This window comes from Streptomyces sp. CRN 30 (genome assembly GCF_034105845.1).
This window is the reverse complement of record NZ_JAVRHI010000573.1, coordinates 22,173-39,126: the sequence shown is the minus strand read 5'-3', so window position 1 is coordinate 39,126 and position 16,954 is coordinate 22,173. Positions and strand designations below refer to the sequence as shown.

At 75.4% G+C, this 16,954-nt stretch carries 15 protein-coding genes; 6 read left to right on the top strand and 9 right to left on the bottom strand.

The features are described from left to right. From UW392_RS66745 to UW392_RS66735, 3 genes are all read left to right on the top strand, one after another. Positions 1 to 359: hypothetical protein (locus UW392_RS66745; protein WP_320785216.1), on the top strand; the 359-nt coding region annotated here is incomplete at its 5' end. Between the two features lie 131 nt (positions 360 to 490). Then, positions 491 to 2,425, top strand: a complete 1,935-nt coding sequence (locus UW392_RS66740; protein WP_320785215.1) for an AMP-dependent synthetase/ligase — start codon at positions 491 to 493, stop codon at positions 2,423 to 2,425. Between the two features lie 97 nt (positions 2,426 to 2,522). After that, the gene (locus tag UW392_RS66735; protein ID WP_320785214.1) at positions 2,523 to 5,033 is read left to right on the top strand and encodes a SpoIIE family protein phosphatase; all 2,511 of its coding nucleotides are present in this window, start codon (positions 2,523 to 2,525) and stop codon (positions 5,031 to 5,033) included. A gap of 40 nt (positions 5,034 to 5,073) precedes the next feature. On the opposite strand, the gene UW392_RS66730 is transcribed toward UW392_RS66735, so the two are convergent. Then, positions 5,074 to 5,946 (bottom strand): universal stress protein, encoded by an 873-nt coding sequence (locus UW392_RS66730; protein WP_320785213.1) that lies wholly within the window; start codon positions 5,944 to 5,946, stop codon positions 5,074 to 5,076. Positions 5,947 to 6,061: 115 nt separating this feature from the next. After that, entirely contained in the window at positions 6,062 to 6,559 is a 498-nt protein-coding gene (locus UW392_RS66725; protein ID WP_320785212.1) for a VOC family protein, read from the bottom strand. A 210-nt stretch (positions 6,560 to 6,769) separates the two neighbouring features. Between UW392_RS66725 and UW392_RS66720 the strand changes: the two genes are divergently transcribed. Next, a complete protein-coding gene (locus tag UW392_RS66720) occupies positions 6,770 to 7,975 on the top strand; it encodes a 4-hydroxybenzoate 3-monooxygenase (RefSeq protein ID WP_320785211.1) in 1,206 nt (401 codons plus the stop codon). 16 nt (positions 7,976 to 7,991) lie between these two features. On the opposite strand, the gene UW392_RS66715 is transcribed toward UW392_RS66720, so the two are convergent. The 4 genes from UW392_RS66715 to UW392_RS66700 all read right to left on the bottom strand — a co-directional run bounded on the left by UW392_RS66715 (position 7,992) and on the right by UW392_RS66700 (position 13,211). Then, positions 7,992 to 11,267 carry an amidohydrolase family protein gene (locus tag UW392_RS66715; RefSeq protein ID WP_320785210.1) on the bottom strand — a complete coding sequence of 1,092 codons (3,276 nt, stop codon included), beginning with the start codon at positions 11,265 to 11,267 and terminating at the stop codon, positions 7,992 to 7,994. Between the two features lie 47 nt (positions 11,268 to 11,314). Then, on the bottom strand, positions 11,315 to 11,836 hold the full coding sequence (locus UW392_RS66710; RefSeq protein ID WP_320785209.1) for a DUF6328 family protein: 522 nt from the start codon (positions 11,834 to 11,836) through the stop codon (positions 11,315 to 11,317). Between the two features lie 136 nt (positions 11,837 to 11,972). Next, the gene (locus UW392_RS66705) at positions 11,973 to 12,746 is read right to left on the bottom strand and encodes a DUF1206 domain-containing protein (protein ID WP_320785218.1); all 774 of its coding nucleotides are present in this window, start codon (positions 12,744 to 12,746) and stop codon (positions 11,973 to 11,975) included. Positions 12,747 to 12,803: 57 nt separating this feature from the next. Further along, positions 12,804 to 13,211, bottom strand: a complete 408-nt coding sequence (locus tag UW392_RS66700) for a hypothetical protein (RefSeq protein ID WP_320785208.1) — start codon at positions 13,209 to 13,211, stop codon at positions 12,804 to 12,806. A 223-nt stretch (positions 13,212 to 13,434) separates the two neighbouring features. Between UW392_RS66700 and UW392_RS66695 the strand changes: the two genes are divergently transcribed. Beyond that, a complete protein-coding gene (locus UW392_RS66695) occupies positions 13,435 to 13,743 on the top strand; it encodes a YkvA family protein (RefSeq protein WP_320785207.1) in 309 nt (102 codons plus the stop codon). An 11-nt stretch (positions 13,744 to 13,754) separates the two neighbouring features. Here UW392_RS66695 and UW392_RS66690 read toward each other — a convergent pair whose 3' ends face one another. From UW392_RS66690 to UW392_RS66680, 3 genes are all read right to left on the bottom strand, one after another. Continuing rightward, positions 13,755 to 14,621, bottom strand: a complete 867-nt coding sequence (locus UW392_RS66690; RefSeq protein WP_320785206.1) for an ANTAR domain-containing protein — start codon at positions 14,619 to 14,621, stop codon at positions 13,755 to 13,757. Positions 14,622 to 14,825: 204 nt separating this feature from the next. Continuing rightward, complete coding sequence (locus UW392_RS67260) at positions 14,826 to 15,605, bottom strand: peptidoglycan-binding domain-containing protein (protein WP_414497900.1); 780 nt, start codon at positions 15,603 to 15,605, stop codon at positions 14,826 to 14,828. A 124-nt stretch (positions 15,606 to 15,729) separates the two neighbouring features. Next, positions 15,730 to 16,092 (bottom strand): DUF6479 family protein, encoded by a 363-nt coding sequence (locus UW392_RS66680; RefSeq protein ID WP_320785204.1) that lies wholly within the window; start codon positions 16,090 to 16,092, stop codon positions 15,730 to 15,732. Positions 16,093 to 16,289: 197 nt separating this feature from the next. On the opposite strand from UW392_RS66680, the gene UW392_RS66675 reads away from it, so the two are divergent. Beyond that, positions 16,290 to 16,925 (top strand): acetoacetate decarboxylase family protein, encoded by a 636-nt coding sequence (locus UW392_RS66675; protein ID WP_320785203.1) that lies wholly within the window; start codon positions 16,290 to 16,292, stop codon positions 16,923 to 16,925. Positions 16,926 to 16,954: the final 29 nt, after the last annotated feature.

Genomic DNA, 16,954 nt, shown 5'->3' with positions numbered 1-16,954 from the left:
CGGCGCTCGCCGGCTCGGGCGTGGTCCGGCGGCGCGCGCTGGCCGGTTTCGCCGCGGCGCACCGGGAGGCGGGCCTGCGCGGGTACGCCGAGGGCATCGCGAACGGGGTCCTGCTGCACGTCACCGTGTACGAGGCGGCCGTCTTCCCCCGGTCGGGCCCGGCGGGGGTCACGCCCGAGGAGCGGCTGGCCCGGCGGACCGTCGCCTACCGGATGGCCGCGCTGGACGAGGTGCCCCGGCGGGTGCGGGAGGCCGCCGCCGACGCGCTCGCCGCGCTCGACGACGCCGACCGCGCCCGCGCGGAGGAGGCGCTCGCGCTGCTGGCCGGCGCGGTGCGCAAGGAGTACGCCCGCCCCTGAGAGCCTGAGTCGCGCAGGTGAGCGACGGATTCCTTGTCGATTTCACCTACGGGCACGGACCGCATGCGCTACGTTCGATCACCGCCCTTCCCCCTCGGCGGCGACCGGCCGGAAAGACAGAGGAACGGCGCATGCAGCCCTTCAGCACCGCCCCGCCCGCCACTCCCCCCACGGGCTCACTCGCCGGCGCCCTCTTCGACCGAGCGGGCCGGGAGCCCGGCCTGCCGATGATCGCCCGCCGCCCCGACGGCGCCGGCCCGTGGACGCGGCTGAGCGCGGCCGAGGTGCGGGCCGAGGTGACCGGTCTCGCCAAGGGGCTCGTGACCAGCGGGATACGACCGGGCAGCCGGATCGCGATCATGGCGCGCACCCGGTACGAGTGGACGCTGTTCAGCCTCGCGCTGTGGACGGTGGGCGCCGAGGTCGTGCCGGTCCACCCCACGTCCTCGCGCGACCAGGTGGAGTGGATCCTCGGGGACGCGCGGTGCGTGGGCGTCGTGGTCGAGGACGAGCAGGGCGCGATGACGGTCGGCTCGGTGTGCGGCCGGCTGCCCCGGCTGCGCCACGTGTGGCAGCTGGACGACGGCGCGGCGGCACGGCTCACCGAGGGCGGGGCGCTGCTGCCGGACACGGCCGTCGACTCGCTGCGCCGGATCGTGCCGCCGGACTCCACCGCGGTGATCGCCTACACCTCCGGCACCGGCGGGCGTCCGAAGGGCTGCGTCCTGACCCACCGCAACCTCGCCGACCCGTGCGACACGCTGCTGGCCGGCTGGGGGCACACGGCGGCGCCGCCCGGGGTACAGCCCGCGGTCCTCGCCTTCCTGCCCTTCTCCCACGTCTACGGGCTGATGGTGCAGGGCATCTGTCTGCGCGGCGGGCAGCTCATGGGGCACGAGCCCGAGCTGCGCGAGGAGGACCTCGCCGCCGGCCTCCTCTCCTTCCGGCCCACCTTCCTCTACGCCGTCCCCTCCGTCTTCGAGAAGCTCTACAAGACGATGCTCCGCCGGGCCGAGGAAGGCGGCCGCGGCGCCCTGTTCGAGCGCGCGGCGCAGACGGCGCAGGACCACGCGAGGGCGGCCGAGCGGCAGCGCCTGGGCCGCGGCCACGGCCCCGGGGCGGAGCTGCGGCTGCAGCACGCCTTCTACGAACGGACCGTGTACCGCAAGCTGCGCGCCGCCCTCGGCGGGAGGGTGCAGGGGGCGGCGTCCGGCGGCTCGGCCCTCAACCGTGACCTGACCCTGTTCTACGCGGGGATCGGCATCCCCGTGCACGACGGGTACGGGCTCACGGAGACCGCCGGCGGCATCACGGCGCAGCCGGTGGGCCGGGAGAAGTCCGGCACCGTGGGCCGCCCGCTGCCCGGCACGGAGGTACGGGTCGCCGGCGACGGGGAGATCCTGGTGCGCGGCCCCTCGGTGTTCCAGGGGTACGTGGGTGACGACCGGGCCACCCGGACGGCCCTGCGGGACGGCTGGCTCGCCACGGGCGACATCGGGCGGCTCGACGCCGAGGGGTACCTGTCGATCACGGGGCGCAAGAAGGACGTCCTCGTCACCAGCGGCGGCAAGAGCGTGGCGCCGGCACCGCTGGAGGAGCGGCTGCGCGTGCACCCGCTGGTCCACCAGGCCGTCGTCGTGGGGGACGACCGGCCCTGTGTCGGGGCCCTGATCACGCTCGACCCCGCCTTCCTGGCGCACTGGCGCCGCGTCCGGACCGGCCACGGCGCCCCGGCCGCCACCGACGACCCGGCCAGGCAGGACGAGCGGGACGAACGGGAGGAGAACGCGCTGCGGCAGGAGATGCGGCGCGCCGTCGCCGCCGCGAACAGCTCCGTGTCCCGCGCGGAGTCCATCCGGGTGTTCCGCATCCTGCCGCAGCCCTTCGACGCGGCCGGCGGGCTGCTGACGCCCTCGCTCAAACTGCGCCGGGACGCCATCGTCCGGCACTACGCCGAGGAGATCGACGCCATGTACGCGGCGTCCTCGCGCCAGGCCCGCGAGCCCTTCCCGGACACGCCGCCGGGCTGGGACGACGGCGACGACGTGTTCCGCCGGGTGCGGTGAGGGACCCGGCGGCGGGTCTCCGGATGCGCCGACCGGCGGGAGTGACGCATCCTTGCTGAGACGGTGGGCGCACCGCACGGGGACGAGAGCAGGGACGATGCAGGGGAGCACCGAGCGCACCGGGCCGGCGGCCGGGAGTCCGCAGGCCGCGCTCACCGGCGCCGTCGCGGACGCGGTCCGCGCCCTGGGCGGCTGCGCGGGCGGCGTGTACCTGCGCTCGGGCACGCCCGGCCTGCTGCGCGTCGCCGTGCTGGCGGGCGTGCCCGGGCCGCTGTTCCGCCCGTGGTGGCAGCTGGCCGCGGACCGGCCGTTCCCCGTCGCCGACGTGCACCGGACGGGCGCGCCGGTGGTGCTCGCCGACGCCGCGGAGACGATGCGCCGCTATCCGCAGCTCGCGGCGGGCCTGCCGTTCCGGTTCGGCTCCGTGTACGTGCCCGTGGTGGCCGGCCCGGCGGCGTACGGGGTGCTGCTGGTGCTGCGGCCCTCGGCGCCCGGCACGGCGGGCGTGCTCCCCGCCGGTGACGGGCTCACGGGCGTCACCGCGATCGCGGACCGGCTCGGTGCACAGCTGCGGGCGCTGGAGGAGGCGGGCACCACGATCGCCTGGGACGGGGAGCCGCTGTGCGTCCGGCCCCCGGCGGTCACCGAGCCGCCGGTGGGCCGGATCGGCCACTTCACCTGGGATCCGGCACGCCCGTCCGTCACCCTGGACGGCACACTGCGGGACCTGGTGGGTGGCCCGGCGCACGACGGGGGCACGGCCTGCTCGCCCGAGGAGTTCGCGGACGCGGTGGCGTCCGACGACGCGCTCCTGATCCTGTCCGCGCTGCGGGACGCCGCGGCCGGGCTGCCCCCGCGGGGACCGCTGCGGGTACGGGCCGCCGACGGCACGCCCCGCCTGTTCGAGTGCTGGTCCCGCGCCGAGCCGCCCCTGGTGGACGGCCTCGTCGTCGACCCCGGCCCGGGGCCCGCGGCGGCCGCCGCGGCCGACCTGCTGCCGGACGGGGTGTTCGCCTTCGACCGGCTGGGTCTGATCACCTACGTCAATCCGCGCGCCGCCGCCCTGCTCGGCCGGGACCGCGAGGAGCTCCTCGGCCGGCCCCTGTGGCAGGCGGTGCCCTGGCTGGACCGGCCCGCCTACGAGGACCAGCTGCGCGGGGTGCTCCTGTCGCCGGACCCGGTGACCTTCCACGTACGGCGCCCCCATCCGGACGGTGCGGAACGCCGGCCGTACCGGCGCGACGGCGCCTGGCTGACGCTGACGGCCCGTCCAGGACCCGACCTGATCACCTGCCGGCTCGTACCGCTGGGCCAGGTCACGGACACAGCGGAGCCCTCCTTCCTGGAGGACGCGGCGCCCGAGGCGGCCCGGACCGCCTCGATGGCTCCGCTGTACCGGCCGGTCGCCCTGGCCATCGCGCTGTCGGAGGCGATGACGGCCCGGCAGGTGTCCGAGGTGGTGACGCGGGAGCTGCTGCCCGCGTTCGGCGGCCGTCGGCTCGCCATCTTCCTGCTGCACGAGCGGCACCTGTACCTGGCCTGGGAGTCGGGCTGGCCCAAGGGGTTCCTCGCCCGGATCGACGGGGCGGGGCTGGACGTCCCGCTGCCGGGCGCCGAGACCCTCACCACCGGGCGCCCCCTGTTCTTCGAGTCGATGGAGCACCTGGCGGCCGCCTACCCCGGCATCCGGCTGGAGAGCAGCGAGGGCGCCCGCGCCTTCCTGCCGTTGATCGCCTCGGGCCGCCCGGTGGGCACCTGCATCATCGGCTTCGACCGGCCCCGCCCCTTCACCGGCGAGGAACGCACCGTGCTCACCGCGCTCGCCGGCCTGATCGCCCAGGCGCTGGAGCGGGCCCGGCGCTACGAGACCGAGGCCGGCCTCGCGCGCGGACTGCAGGAGGTGCTGCTGCCGCACCGGCTGCCGGCCCACCCCCTGGTGGAGACCGCCGGCCGGTACCTGCCGGGGACGCAGGGCATCGACGTGGGCGGCGACTGGTACGACGTCGTGGAGGCGGGCGACGGACTGGCCCTCGTCATCGGCGACGTCCAGGGCCGCGGGGTGCAGGCCGCGGCCACGATGGGGCAGCTGCGCAGCGCCGTACGGGCGTTCGCGCTCGGCGACCACTCCCCCGACGAGGTGATGAGCAGCACCAACCGGCTGCTCATCGACCTCGACCCGGGCCAGTTCGCCACCTGCTGCTACGTACGGCTCGACCCGGTCACCGGGAGCGCCCTCGCCACCCGCGCCGGGCATCCGCAGCCGCTGCTGCGCCGCCCCGACGGCCGTACCGACGTGCTGGACCTGGCGGGCGGTGTGGTGCTCGGCGTGGACCCGGAGGCCTTCTACCCGGTGACCGAGCTGCGGCTGGACGCGGGCGCCGTGCTGGCGCTGTACACCGACGGGCTCGTGGAACGACCGGGTGCCGACATCGACGAGGGCGTCGAGGAGCTGCGCCGCTCCCTCTCCCGCGCGGGCGCGCCGGCCGGCGGACCGGCCGGCGGCTTCCTGCCCGCGCTCTCCGACGCACTCACCCAGGAGGCCCGAGCCCGGACCGACCGCCCCGACGACATCGCCCTGCTCCTCGCCCGCCGCCACGAGGAGGTGTGAGCGAGGGCCGCGGTTCCCCGTACGGCGGGCGAGCGGGCGGTCAGGACGGCGGTACGACGGCCACCGGGCAGGGCGCGTGGTGCACGAGGGCGTGCGCCACCGAGCCGATGCGCGTGCCGATCGCGCGGCGGTGGGCGCGACGCCCCACCACCATCAGCTGGGCGCTGCCGGCCACCGACAGCAGGACCTGCCCGGCGCTGCCGATCTCGACGTGCTCGACCACCCGTACCTGCGGGTACCGCTCCCGCCACGGCCGCACCGCCTCGGCCAGCGCCTTCTCCTCGTACTGTTCCAGGCCGCCGGCGTCGTCCGCGAGCTGGAGCGAGCCGGGGCTGTAGCCGAACACCGGGGGCAGGTTCCACGCCCGGACGGCCCGCAGCGGGGCCTCCCGGGCGGCGGCCGTCTCGAAGGCGAAGCGCAGCGCCGCGGCACCGTCGTCGGGGGCGCCGTGGTGGCCGACCACGACCTCGCGGCCGCCCGCCTCGTGCTCGGCGCGGTCGTCGGAGCGGACCAGGACGACGGGTCCGGCGGCCTGGGCGATCACCTGCTGGCCCACCGAGCCCAGCAGGAAGCCGACGACGGCGCCGTGCCCGCGCGAACCCAGCACCAGCAGCCCGTCGTCGTCGGTCTCGGCCGTGAGGGCGTCGACCGCCCCGTCCGTCAGGAACTCCGTGGTCACGGTGAGGCCGGGGTGCCGTCCGGTGACCTCCTCCTCGACGTCCCGCAGCGCCTGCCGCGCCCCCTGTTCCCGCGTCTCCGCGTCCTCGGCCACGGTGGGGTCGTGGGCCTGCCGTTCCCAGGCGTGGACGAGGCGCAGCGGCAGCCCGCGGCGCACGGCCTCACGCGCGGCCCAGTCCGCGGCGGCCCCGCTCTCGGGCGTTCCGTCCACTCCCACACTGATCGGGCGGGTCATGCTGCTGCCTTTCCGTCGCCGGGTCACTCCGTGCGGTCGTACGGCACCTACCCCGGCTCCCGATCCCGTACCGCGTGCGCCGTACGGTCGGCGCGCGCGTGCCGCCGGTGTCCGGTCAGTTCACCGTCGAGCCGTACATCTCGCCCAGCGGGTCGGCGATCAGTTCCACGCGGGCGCCGTCGGGGTCGCGGAAGTAGACCGAGGTGCCGCTCTCCTCCGCGTACTCCACACCGGCGGCGGCGAGCTTGTCGCGCAGCCGCTCCCAGGTGGCGGGTTCCACCGAGATCGCCACGTGGTGGAGTCCGCCGAGGACCTCCGCGTACGGGCCGAGGTCGAGGCCCGGGAAGTCGAAGAAGGCGAGCAGGTTGCCGTTGCCGAGGTCGAAGAAGAAGTGCGTGGAGCCCTTGTAGTCGCGGTTCCCGATCATCTCGGTGAGCGGGAACTCCAGGAGGTCCTGGTAGAACCGCACGGTCCGCTCCACGTCGGTGCAGAGCAGCGCCGTGTGGTGGATGCCGCGGGCGCTGCTCGCGGGCCGGTCCGCCGGGGCGGAGAGGTACCGGTCGCGGATGCGCTCGCGTTCCGCCTCGACGGCGGCGAGGTCCACTGGGTCCACGGAAGCCTCCTGGAGGACTAAAAAGTTCGACGTTCAATCACTTCTCGTCCACTCTAGGCGCGCGGCGCACGGGGTCAACCCGACACGCGGGCACCCCGGCGCGTCCGGGCGCGCCGGCAGTTCCGTCAACAGGACAACTCCCGCGTCACATACGGGAGTTGGGGGTCCTTGACGGGTACGGAATCGTCCGGAGGACGTCATACTGACTCGATGACCACCCCGTCGTCCGCACCACCCGAACGGCACGTTCCCGTCGTGGTCGTCGGGGCGGGGCCCGCCGGGCTGGCCCTCGCCAACATCCTCCGGGCGGCCTCCGTCGGCTGTGTCGTGCTGGAGGCCGAGAGCCGGGAGTTCGTCGAGCGGCGCCCGCGCGCGGGCTTCCTGGAGGAGGGGGCGGTACGCGGGCTGGAGCGGCGCGGACTGGCCGACCGGCTGCTGGAGCGGGCGCCGACGCACACCGAGTTCGAGTTCCGCTTCGCGGGCGGGCGGCGGCGGGTCGCGTGCACCGCGCTCACCGGGCGGCGCCACTTCGTGTATCCGCAGCCGCTGCTCGTCACCGACCTGGTGCGCGAATACGCCGACGTCCGCTCCGGCGAGATCGTCTTCGGCGCCCGGGACGTCGAGGTGCACGGCATCGACGGCGACGCGCCCTCCGTGTCGTACACGGACCCGGCGACCGGCGACCCGCGCGTCGTCCGCTGCGGCTTCGTGGCGGGCTGCGACGGGGCGCGCGGGGTGACGCGCACCGCGATGCCGGCCCGGCACACCACGACCGCCCGGCGCGACCACGGCATCGGCTGGCTGGCGCTGCTCGCCGAGGCCCCGCCCTCGTCCGACTGCGTGCTGCACGGGGTGCACTCCCGGGGCTACGCCGGCCACATGGCGCGCAGCCCGGAGATCACCCGCTACTACCTCTCGTGCCCGCCCGGCGACTCCCCCGGCAACTGGCCCGACGAACGGGTCTGGTCCGAGCTGCACACCCGCCTCGACGTGCCCGGCGCCCCGCCGCTCACCGAGGGCCGGCTGATCGAGAGGCGCGTGCTCGACATGCACAACCACGTCACCGAGCCGATGGCGTACGGGCGGCTGTACCTGGCGGGCGACGCGGCGCACCTGGTGTCGCCGATCGCCGCGAAGGGCATGAACCTCGCCCTCCACGACGCGTTCCTCCTCGCCGACGCGCTCGTCGCGTACCACGCCGAGGGCGACGACAGCGGGCTGCGCGGCTACTCGGCGGCCGCCCTGCGCCGCGTCTGGCAGTACCAGGAGTTCTCCCAGTGGCTGGCCGAACTGCTGCACGGCCCGTCCTCCGGCGACCCCTGGCGGGCGGGCACGGCGACCGCGCGGCTGCGCCGGGTACTCGACTCGCCGACCGCGGCGACCGCCTTCTCGGAGCTGTACCTCGGCGAGGACTGACGGCTGTCGGAAACGCCTAGTGCGGGTCGCAGCAGCCGTCGCGCCGCATCAGCCGCCCCACCTCCAGCCAGTCCTCCGGCCCGTCCCCGGCCGCCGGCGTGCTGCGGGCGGCGGGCTCGAAGGCGGAGACCAGCTCCTCGGTCGTGTACGGGACGCCGCCCCGGAGGACCGACACCGTACGGACGAGCGTGCCGAAGTCCGTGAACGGGTCGCCGTCCACGACGGTGAGGTCGGCGAGCTTTCCCTCCTCGACCGTGCCGAGGTCGCCGTCGAGGCCGAAGAGACGGGCCGGCAGGACGGTCGCGGTGCGCAGGGCCCCGGCCGGGGAGAGACCACCGCGGTGCAGGGCGCGCAGCGCGAGGTGGAGGGAGAGGCCGACGGGCACGAGGGGCTGGTCCGTGCCGAGGGCGACGAGCCCGCCCGCCGCGAGGATCCGCCGGTAGACGTCGGTCTCGGTGCGCACCGTGGCGAGCTGGGCCGGGGTCGGCGGGAGGCCCGCCGACTCCCGTACGGCCGCGCCGTCCCACGGCGGCATCACGACCTTCACCCGCGGGTCGTCGGCCAGCGCGGGGTCCTCCCCGAGGAGCGGCGCGGCGGTGAACGGGGTGGCGACCAGGGAGAAGCCGGCCCCGCGGGCGCTGTAGATCTCCACCACGTCCTGGTACGCGCGGCCGGTCGCCGTGGTGGCGTGCCCGGTCTCGGCGCGCTGCGTGGCCTGCAGGTGGGTCGTCAGGTCCTGGCCCAGCTGGACGCCCGGGGACAGCAGGTGCCCGCCGGCCCGGACACCGAGGCGCTCGTGGGCGAAGCGCGCCGCCTCCGCCATCACCCAGCCCGGGGCGCGTACGTAGGTCTTGACGAAGTCCCAGTCCAGCGCGACGGCACGGGCCAGTGAGCGGCGCAGGCCCGCGCGGGTCCGGTGGGCGCGGCCCATGCTGTAGGCGACGCGGGACCCGTCGAGGAGTTCCCCGGTGGTCAGCAGGCGGGGTCCGGCGAGCTCCCCGGCCGCCACGGCCTCGCGCAGCCGTGCCTGTTCGTACGCGAAGCCGCCGAGGGAGACGGCGGTGGTGATGCCGTACGTGAGCTGGGCGGCGGTCTGCCGGCCGCCGTAGGTGTACTGCCAGGGGTGGGTGTGGGCGTCCCACAGGCCGGGGATCACGGTCCGCTCCGAGGCGTCGATCCGCCTCAGGGCCGGGCGCCGGCCCGTCCGGTGCGGTTCGACGGCCGCGACGCGCCCGCCCCGGATCACGATGTCGGCGTCGTCACGGACGTCGTCCGACGTGCCGTCCCACAGCCGCCCGGCGTGCACCACGGTGTCGGCGGGGGTGGGACGGGAGTACTCCAGGGGGACGCGGACGGTGCGGGCCGTCCCCTCGCCGACGTCGACGGTCCGCAGCCGGTCGCCGGACAGGTACAGCAGGGTGCGGGAGTCGCCGGACCAGGACGGGTGGTCGGCGGGTTCGGACGCCGGCGTGAGGGTGCGCGGGCCGCCGCGCGGGGTGCCGTCGGGGCCGACCGGCAGCACGCACAGCGCGGACTCCACGACGAGGGCCAGGGAGCGGCCGTCGGGCGACCAGACGGGCCCGCTGTCGTAGCGGTCGGCGACGGACGTGTGGGGTGCGACCGCGTGCAGACGGTCGGTGCCGGTCACGGTGTCGACGACCCGGATGACGTTGTACCCCTCGCGGAAGCGGAGGTTGAGCCGGGTGCGGTCGCACAGGGCGAGGTACCGGCCGTCGGGCGACCAGCTGGGGCGGCCGGGCAGCCCGCCCCCGCCGATCGGCTCCACGAGCACCCGTTCCTCGTCTTCCGCGAGGTCGCGCACGAGGAGCCGGCCGGTCATGTCCAGGCAGGCGAGCCGCCGTCCGTCGGGCGACAGCGCGGGGTGCACCCGGCCGCCGGTCGCGAGCGCGGTCTCCGCCCCGGTGGCGAGGTCGTGCCGGTACACGCCGAGGAGCCCGTCGCGGTCGTCGGCGTACACCAGCGACCGGCCGTCGCGCGCCCAGGACGGTCCGAGCAGGTAGCGGGTGGTCCCCGCGCGCCGCAGCCGCCGTGGCGGACGGCCGCCCGAGGTGTCCGCCAGCCACAGCGAGTTGAGGGCGGCGAAGGCGATCCGTCGGCCGTCGGGCGACAGCGCGGGCAGGTGCACGCCGCGCACGGGCCGCACCCGCGCCCGCCCCAGGTCGTGCCGCTTCGTCCGGTACCGCGGCCGCTCGACGGGCAGCACGCCCTCGAAGGGGACGGTGCGGGGACGTTCCGGTCTGTCCGGGCGCAGGAGGGTGAAGGCGCCGTCGACCGTCAGGAGCAGTTCCCCGGCCGCGGTCCACCGCGGGGGCACCGCCGCGACGTCCCCGGCGACCGGTACGGGGGTGCCGTCGACGACGAGGACGCAGGAGCCGTTCGGGGAGGCCGTGGTGCGCAGGTGGGCCAGGCGGCCGTCGGGGGCCACGGCGGGCGTCGCCACCTGGGCGGCCCCGGCCCCGGCCTCGGTGTACTCGACGGTCACCGGTCCGGCGCCGTCGGCGGGGACGGCGGCGATCGTACGGGCCCGGAGCGCGACGGCGCCCTGGGGTGCGGTGACGGCCTGCGCGCGCACGAAGAGCACCCGTGTGCCGTCCGGGGACCAGACCGGGTCGAAGTCCTCCCAGGCGCCGTCCTGCAGCGGGCCGTCCTGGCCGGGGCGGCCGGTGATCCGGGTGACGCGGCCGTCCCGCAGGTCGAGGACGTGCACACGGTACGGGGCGCCCGTGACCGGGTCGCCGCCGCGCTCGGAGGCGAAGGCCAGCCGGGTGCCGTCGGGCGACCAGGCGGGGCCGCGGTCGTCCCAGGGACCGTCGGTGCGCTGCCGCAGCCCGGAGCCGTCGGGGCGGGCGGTCCACAGGTGGAAGCCGCCGTCCCGGTACGCGCAGAAGGCGATCAGCCGGCCGTCCGGGGCGTACACGGGCCGGTGGGGTTCGAGGTCCGCCGGGGTGAGCGGGCGGGCCGCGCCGCCGGTGCCCGGCAGCGACCACAGCACGCTCTGCACCTCGGCGACCAGCCGGTCGCCGGCGGGCGAGAGGGTCGCCGAGCCGTTGGTGGCCCGGGTGAAGGTCAGCCGGACACCGGTACGGTCCCGGGCCGCGGCCGGGGCGGATTCCAGGAACGGAACGGCACCGGCGAGCGGGACGGTGCCCGCCGCGGCGAGGAGCTGACGGCGGGTCGGGCGGAGGAGACGGGCGGGATGGACGGGGTCGGCACTCCGGTCACGGATACGGTCACGGATACGGTCACGGTCACGTTCGTGGTCACGGTCCATGACGAGTCAGGCTGACGCACCGCCCCGCCCGGAGCAACGGCACATCGTCACGGCAGCGGCGTGACGTCACCCTGGGGGGTGTCGGAGGTGTAGCGGCGCCGGGTCCACAGGGGCAGTACGAACCAGCAGAGCACGTACCAGACGAACACCCCGCCCACCAGCCACGGCACCAGGTGGTCGTGGGTGGCCACCCGCAGGATCAGCAGCAGCGCCGCGGTCATCGTGATCAGCAGCAGGATGAGACCAGCGAAGGTGAGGCGGGAGGCCCAGGTCACCGCCTGCGGCTTGACCCGCCGGCCGGAGACGAGGCGGTGCAGGGAGACCGGTCCGATCAGGGCACCGGTGGCGGCGGCGCCGAGGACCACCGTCACGATGTAGATGGTCCGGTCGGTCTGCCGCAGCTGCTCGTACCGGGGCATGAAGGCGACGGTGAGCAGGAAGCCGAACAGGATCTGCACCCCCGTCTGCGCCACCCGGACCTCCTGGATGAGCTCGCACCACTTGCGGTCGGCGCGCTCCTCCTCGGTCTCGTTGCGGCCACGGCCCACGTCCGCCTCGTCGCCGGCCACGTTTCCCTCCCACGGGCTCGGTTGCTCTCCTTGTCTGTGTCGGGCGGGAGGGAGGTGGCGTTGAGCGGGCGCGTCGAGCGGTTCACCCGCACGGGTGAGGCGGTTCGGCCGGTGGGACAGTGGCGGGCGGGTGCCGTCAGACCTTGCGCCAGCGCGCCATCGCGAAGGAGAAGACACCGAACAGGAGCAGTCCCGCCGCCACGGCGGTCAGCAGCGCCTGGCCCATCGGTGCCTCGGCGAACGAACGGATCGTGTCGTCCAGGCCCTTGGCCTCGTCCGGCTCGTACGCGATCGCGGCGCGGATCGCGAAGATCCCCGCCACGGCGAACACCAGACCGCGCGCGGCCCCGCCGGCCACGCCGGTGATGTCGACGGTCCGGCGGGTGGAGCGGGACATCTGCCCGAGCCGCAGGTGCTTGTGGTACTTGCGCAGTACGGCACGGACGCCGATCCACAGGCCCGCAGCGACGACACCGGCGCCGGCCGCCGCCACCAGCCACTGACCGCCCGGCCAGCCCAGCGCCTTGGCGGTGACGTCCCGCGACTGCTCGTCGGAGGAGTTGCTGCCGCCGCCGGAGCCCGCCGCGAAGGAGAGCACCGAGTAGGCGACGACCGTGTAGAAGACGCAGCGGGCGGCGGCCGTGAGCCGCTTGCGCCAGGACCGGCCGTCCGCACCCGCCGCGCCGAAGACCGTCTCCGACAGGCGCCACACCGCCATGCCGACGACGCCGATGCCCAGGGCCCACAGCAGCACGGAACCGAAGGGCTGTTCCGCCATCTCCGCGAGGGCACCGCCGCGATCGGCCTGCCGGTCGCCGTCACCGAAGGCGATCTGCAGGGCCAGCAGGCCCACTAATAAGTAGATGACCCCCCGCGCGGTCAGACCGGCCCGTGCGGCACCCTCCGTCAGGGACTCTCTCGCCGCGCGGCCGTTCTGCGCCAGGCCGTTCGCCCGTACCGCCACCGCTCACCTGGCCTCTGCGGTCCGGGAACCCTCCAGCCGCAGCTGGAGCTGGACCTCCTGGTCGCCGGCGATGGCACCCACCTCGCACGCGGAGAACGACTCCTCGAGGACCTCCTTGAGGCGGCGTACCGCCTTCGGGCTGCCCTGGGCGTCGAGGTCGACCGGGCCGGACAGCGGCCCGGGGTGTTCCCGTCCGGCCCCGGAGCCGGACGGGGTTCCGGAACCCTCGTCGGACACCTCGTCCGCGGGGTCGTCGGGGAGCTCGAACGTACCGCTCCACACGGTCGGCCGGTCCGGTTCGGCCTGGCTCTCGTGCAACTGCTCACCGGAGCAGCGGTCCGAGACGAAGTGCGCGCACAGCGCGTCGAAGATGCGGCCCGCGTCTTGCGCCAGGCAGTCACTGAGGACCACTTGTACCTGGTAAAGGGGCTGCTGGGACGTATTCACAGGTGTCCTCCCTGTCGTGGACGACGGTGTCCGTGTACCCCCAGCGTGCGGCCGAAACTGGGTCGGCGCATGTCACGTGCCCGGACCCGGACGACGGGGCCCGCGGACGCTCCGGTGCGCCGGGCCCGTGCGGTGATTCCCCGGGCCGTACGGCGGTAGCCGCGTCCGGGCCGGGCACACGTGCTTCATGGATGACTCGACGTGGGTGATCGTCGTCGTGGCCGCGATCGTCGCGGCCGTCGTGCTGGGAGTGGCGGTGGCGCTGCTGTTCCGCCTCGTGCGGGCCCGCCGCGACCTGAAGCGCGCCGGACTGCCGGCCGGACCCCGCTGGGTCTTCTGGGGCGCCGTCCTCTACCTCGTCCTGCCGACGGACCTGGTACCCGATCCCGTCTTCCTGGACGACATCGGTGTCCTGCTGCTGGCGCTGCGGACATTGCGGACGTCCGCGCGGGACGCGGAGCCGGACCACGGGACGGGGACCTCGTTGCCCCGGTGAGGGGCGGGCCGTCAGCGGCGGCGGGCCGGGCGTCCCGCCTGGGACCGGCCGAGGGCGTGCAGGTGCTCCAGCGCGTCGAGGACGACGGTGCGGTCGTACCAGGCGAGCCACTGCCCGCCCTCCCTGCCGATCGTCGCCAGCGCCTCGGTCTGTGCGGGCGTCGGCTCCTTGACCGTCTCCTCGAAGTGCGCGGAGACCATACCGGCGCAGACACCGGGCCCGGCGGTCAGCGGCACGCTGTGGCACGCGCGGCTGCCCGCCCGCAGGATGGCCTGCCGGGCCGGCTCACTGAACACCGGATGCGTGCTCACGTCCGTCACGGTGATCTGGGTGCCGCTCCGCGCGGCCAGGGCACAGGCCGTCCCGTCCTCGTTCACGTGTCCGAAGAAGTCGACGAACTCCTCGGTGAGGCCCGTGTGCTTCTCCAGGCGCAGTCCGCCCAGTCCGCGGTCGGCGGTCTGTACGTTGCCCATGCCGCTGTCGAGGACGGCGAGGGTCTGGCTGAGCACCGCGCCCAGGGCCTCCCCGCGGTTGCCCCGCCCGACGTCACGGGCGCTCCGGAAGGTGAGGCGCGGCTCGGCGTGCCGGGCACGCCGGGGGAACCAGAGCGCTTCGCGCGGGTCCGGCCGCGGGACGCTCAGCACGGCGCCCGCGAGGATGCGCAGCTTGACGTTGCGCTGCTGCGACACGTGCTGCAGCAGGGCGAACGCGCTCTCCGCGTCCGCCAGCGCGTACCGCTCCCGCAGCATCCCCTGGACCTGGGCGATCACGGGCTGGCCGGCCGCCCGCGCGCGGAGGTGCCGGGTCTCTTCGCGCAGCCGCTCCAGCTCCTCCCGCAGGGCCGCGCCGTCCCTCTCCGGCAGCAGTTCCTCACTCATCGACACCCACACCTCTCCTGCCCGTCGTCGCGCCGCCGCGGCCCGTACCGACCGGACGGCACTCGGCTGCGCTTGCCCCGTCACGCCCGGAGTACGCAACGGGGAGCACTCCGGACACGGGGGACGGACCGGGCACGGGGGCACACCGGCGGAACGCGTGTCCGGTGGCCGCGGGGGGGCGGGGCGCGGGCGCGCGGCACCCGCTCAGTCGTCGACGGTGCCGGCGGTGCGGGACTCCAGGTCGCGACGCGTGTCGTCGCCGTAGACGCCGGTTTCGTCACCGCGGATGCCGTACCACAGCTGGAAGCGGGCGACGGCCTCGGTGAGGGCGGCGTCGTAGTGGCCGTGCGTCGGACCGTCCTCGTACACGTTCGGGATCTGGCGCAGCCGCTCCTGCAGTTCGGTGACCTCCGGGCCGCTGTACCCCTCGCGGAGCGTGCCGGGGCCGTCGGGGTCGGCCGCCTGTCCGGTCGGGTCCTGCGCCACCGGGGTCGTGGGCACCGGGGCGGGAAGGGTCCGCTCGTCGTCGTCCCGGTCCGTCACCAGCAGCGCGGCGACGAAACCGAGCACGGCGGCCGCGGCCACGGCACCGGCGATCAGGGCGCGCCGGGGCCCCGCACCGGGCGCCCTGCGGGGCGGGGGCGGGAACGGGGGCGTGGGCGGGGGCGGGGGCGGAGGGCCGGCGGGCGCAGCACCGTACGACTCGTTCGATCCGTCCGGACCGTTGCGCCTGTCCGGACTGTTCGACCCGCCGGGTCTGTTCGGCCCGTCCGGTAAGCCGTGTCCCGCCGGCACCGGCGGGAGCTCCTCGGCCCCGTGCTCGCCCTCCCTCCGGGGCTGCACGCGTGCGGGTGGCCGTGCGGTGCCGCCGCCGGCCTCCCGCATCAGTTCCGCGAGCGCCTCGGTACGGCGACCGCGCGTCACCCGGGTGGGTTCGATCGCCGGGCGCCTCGCCGGCCGGCCGGGCTCGGGCGGTTGCGACACGCTGCTCTCCTTCGTACGCCGGGGACCGCGGATCGGGGACACCTGGCTCCCGGGGAGTCATACGGGGAGGCCGTCCGGCCGGTTCACCGCCGGCCGTCGGCGCTCGGAGCCGGTGGTACGTGGCTCAGGCGCCCGGGCCTCCGCTGCCGAAGGAGCCGCTGGAGCCGGAGTCCCAGCGGGGACGCTGCTGCGACTCGCTCGGCCGGCTGCCGGACGTGTTGAGGTCGTGCGCCGTGGCCCGTCCCGTCCCGGTCCCGGGCATCTCGTCGGGCTCCCGCACCTCCTGGACCTCACCGATCGGGCCGGCGGAGGCCGGCCGGGTGGGCTGCTCCTGGGGCGTCGGACGCCTGGGCTCGCGCCGCTTCACCTTGATGCCGAGCCGTACGGCCCACACCAGGAGACCGGCGACGAGAAGGCCACCCACGAGGATGAAGATCATCCCGGGGCCCGAATCCGACGACGCTGCTACGTAGTGGCTCGTGTTCATGTCCGCCGGATACCCCGCGACGGCGGGCAGATGCCCATACTGGGCCGCGTGGGGGGTGGGTGCCTGTGCGCGAGGAGGCCGGGTGCGGCATCGGCGGCGGAGTGCGGGAAGAGCTACAGAAGGTCGCAGATGCCGTAGAGGCCGAGGAGATCGAAGAGGTCGAAAGAGGCTGAAGAGATCGAAAGGATCACGGAGTCATGACCGCGTGGACCGGTTTCCCTCCCTCGCCCTGGCGCCTCACGGGTGACATGGCGGTCTCCCTGTGGCGCGTCCCCGCGGGCGAACTGCCCCGCTGGCCGCTGCCGCGGGGCGTCCGCCCCTGGGTCCTCCGGGGACGCTGCACCCTGGTCACCTTCTGGGTCGACTACCGGCCGGGCGGCGTCCTCGCCTACCGCGAGTTCCTCATCGGCCTCGCCGTGCGCCACCGGCGCGGACCGGCCGCGACCGCCGTGGCCGTCTGGGTGGACGACGAGCGGTCCATGGCCGGCGGGCGCGCCCTGTGGGGCATCCCGAAGGAGCTCGGCACGCTGCGGGTGCGGAGCGACGCCGACGGTGTGCGCGCCGAACTGGTGCCCGCCGACGCCCCTCCCGTCCGCGCCGTCCACCGTGACCGCTTCCGGCTGCCGTTCCGGCTCACCGCACGCGCCCGCCTGCTGCAGCAACTGCCGGACGGTACGGTCTGCCGGGTCCCGGTGCGGATCAGCGGACGGCCCGCGGTCGGACGCGCCGAACTGTCGACCGAGCCGTCGGCGCCCCTGTCCTTCCTCGCCCGTCACCGGCCCCTGGTGTCCGTGGCCGTACGGGACTTCCGCAGCCTCGTGGGCCGCCGCTGAGCCGGCCGTCGCGGACCGCGCACGGGCGC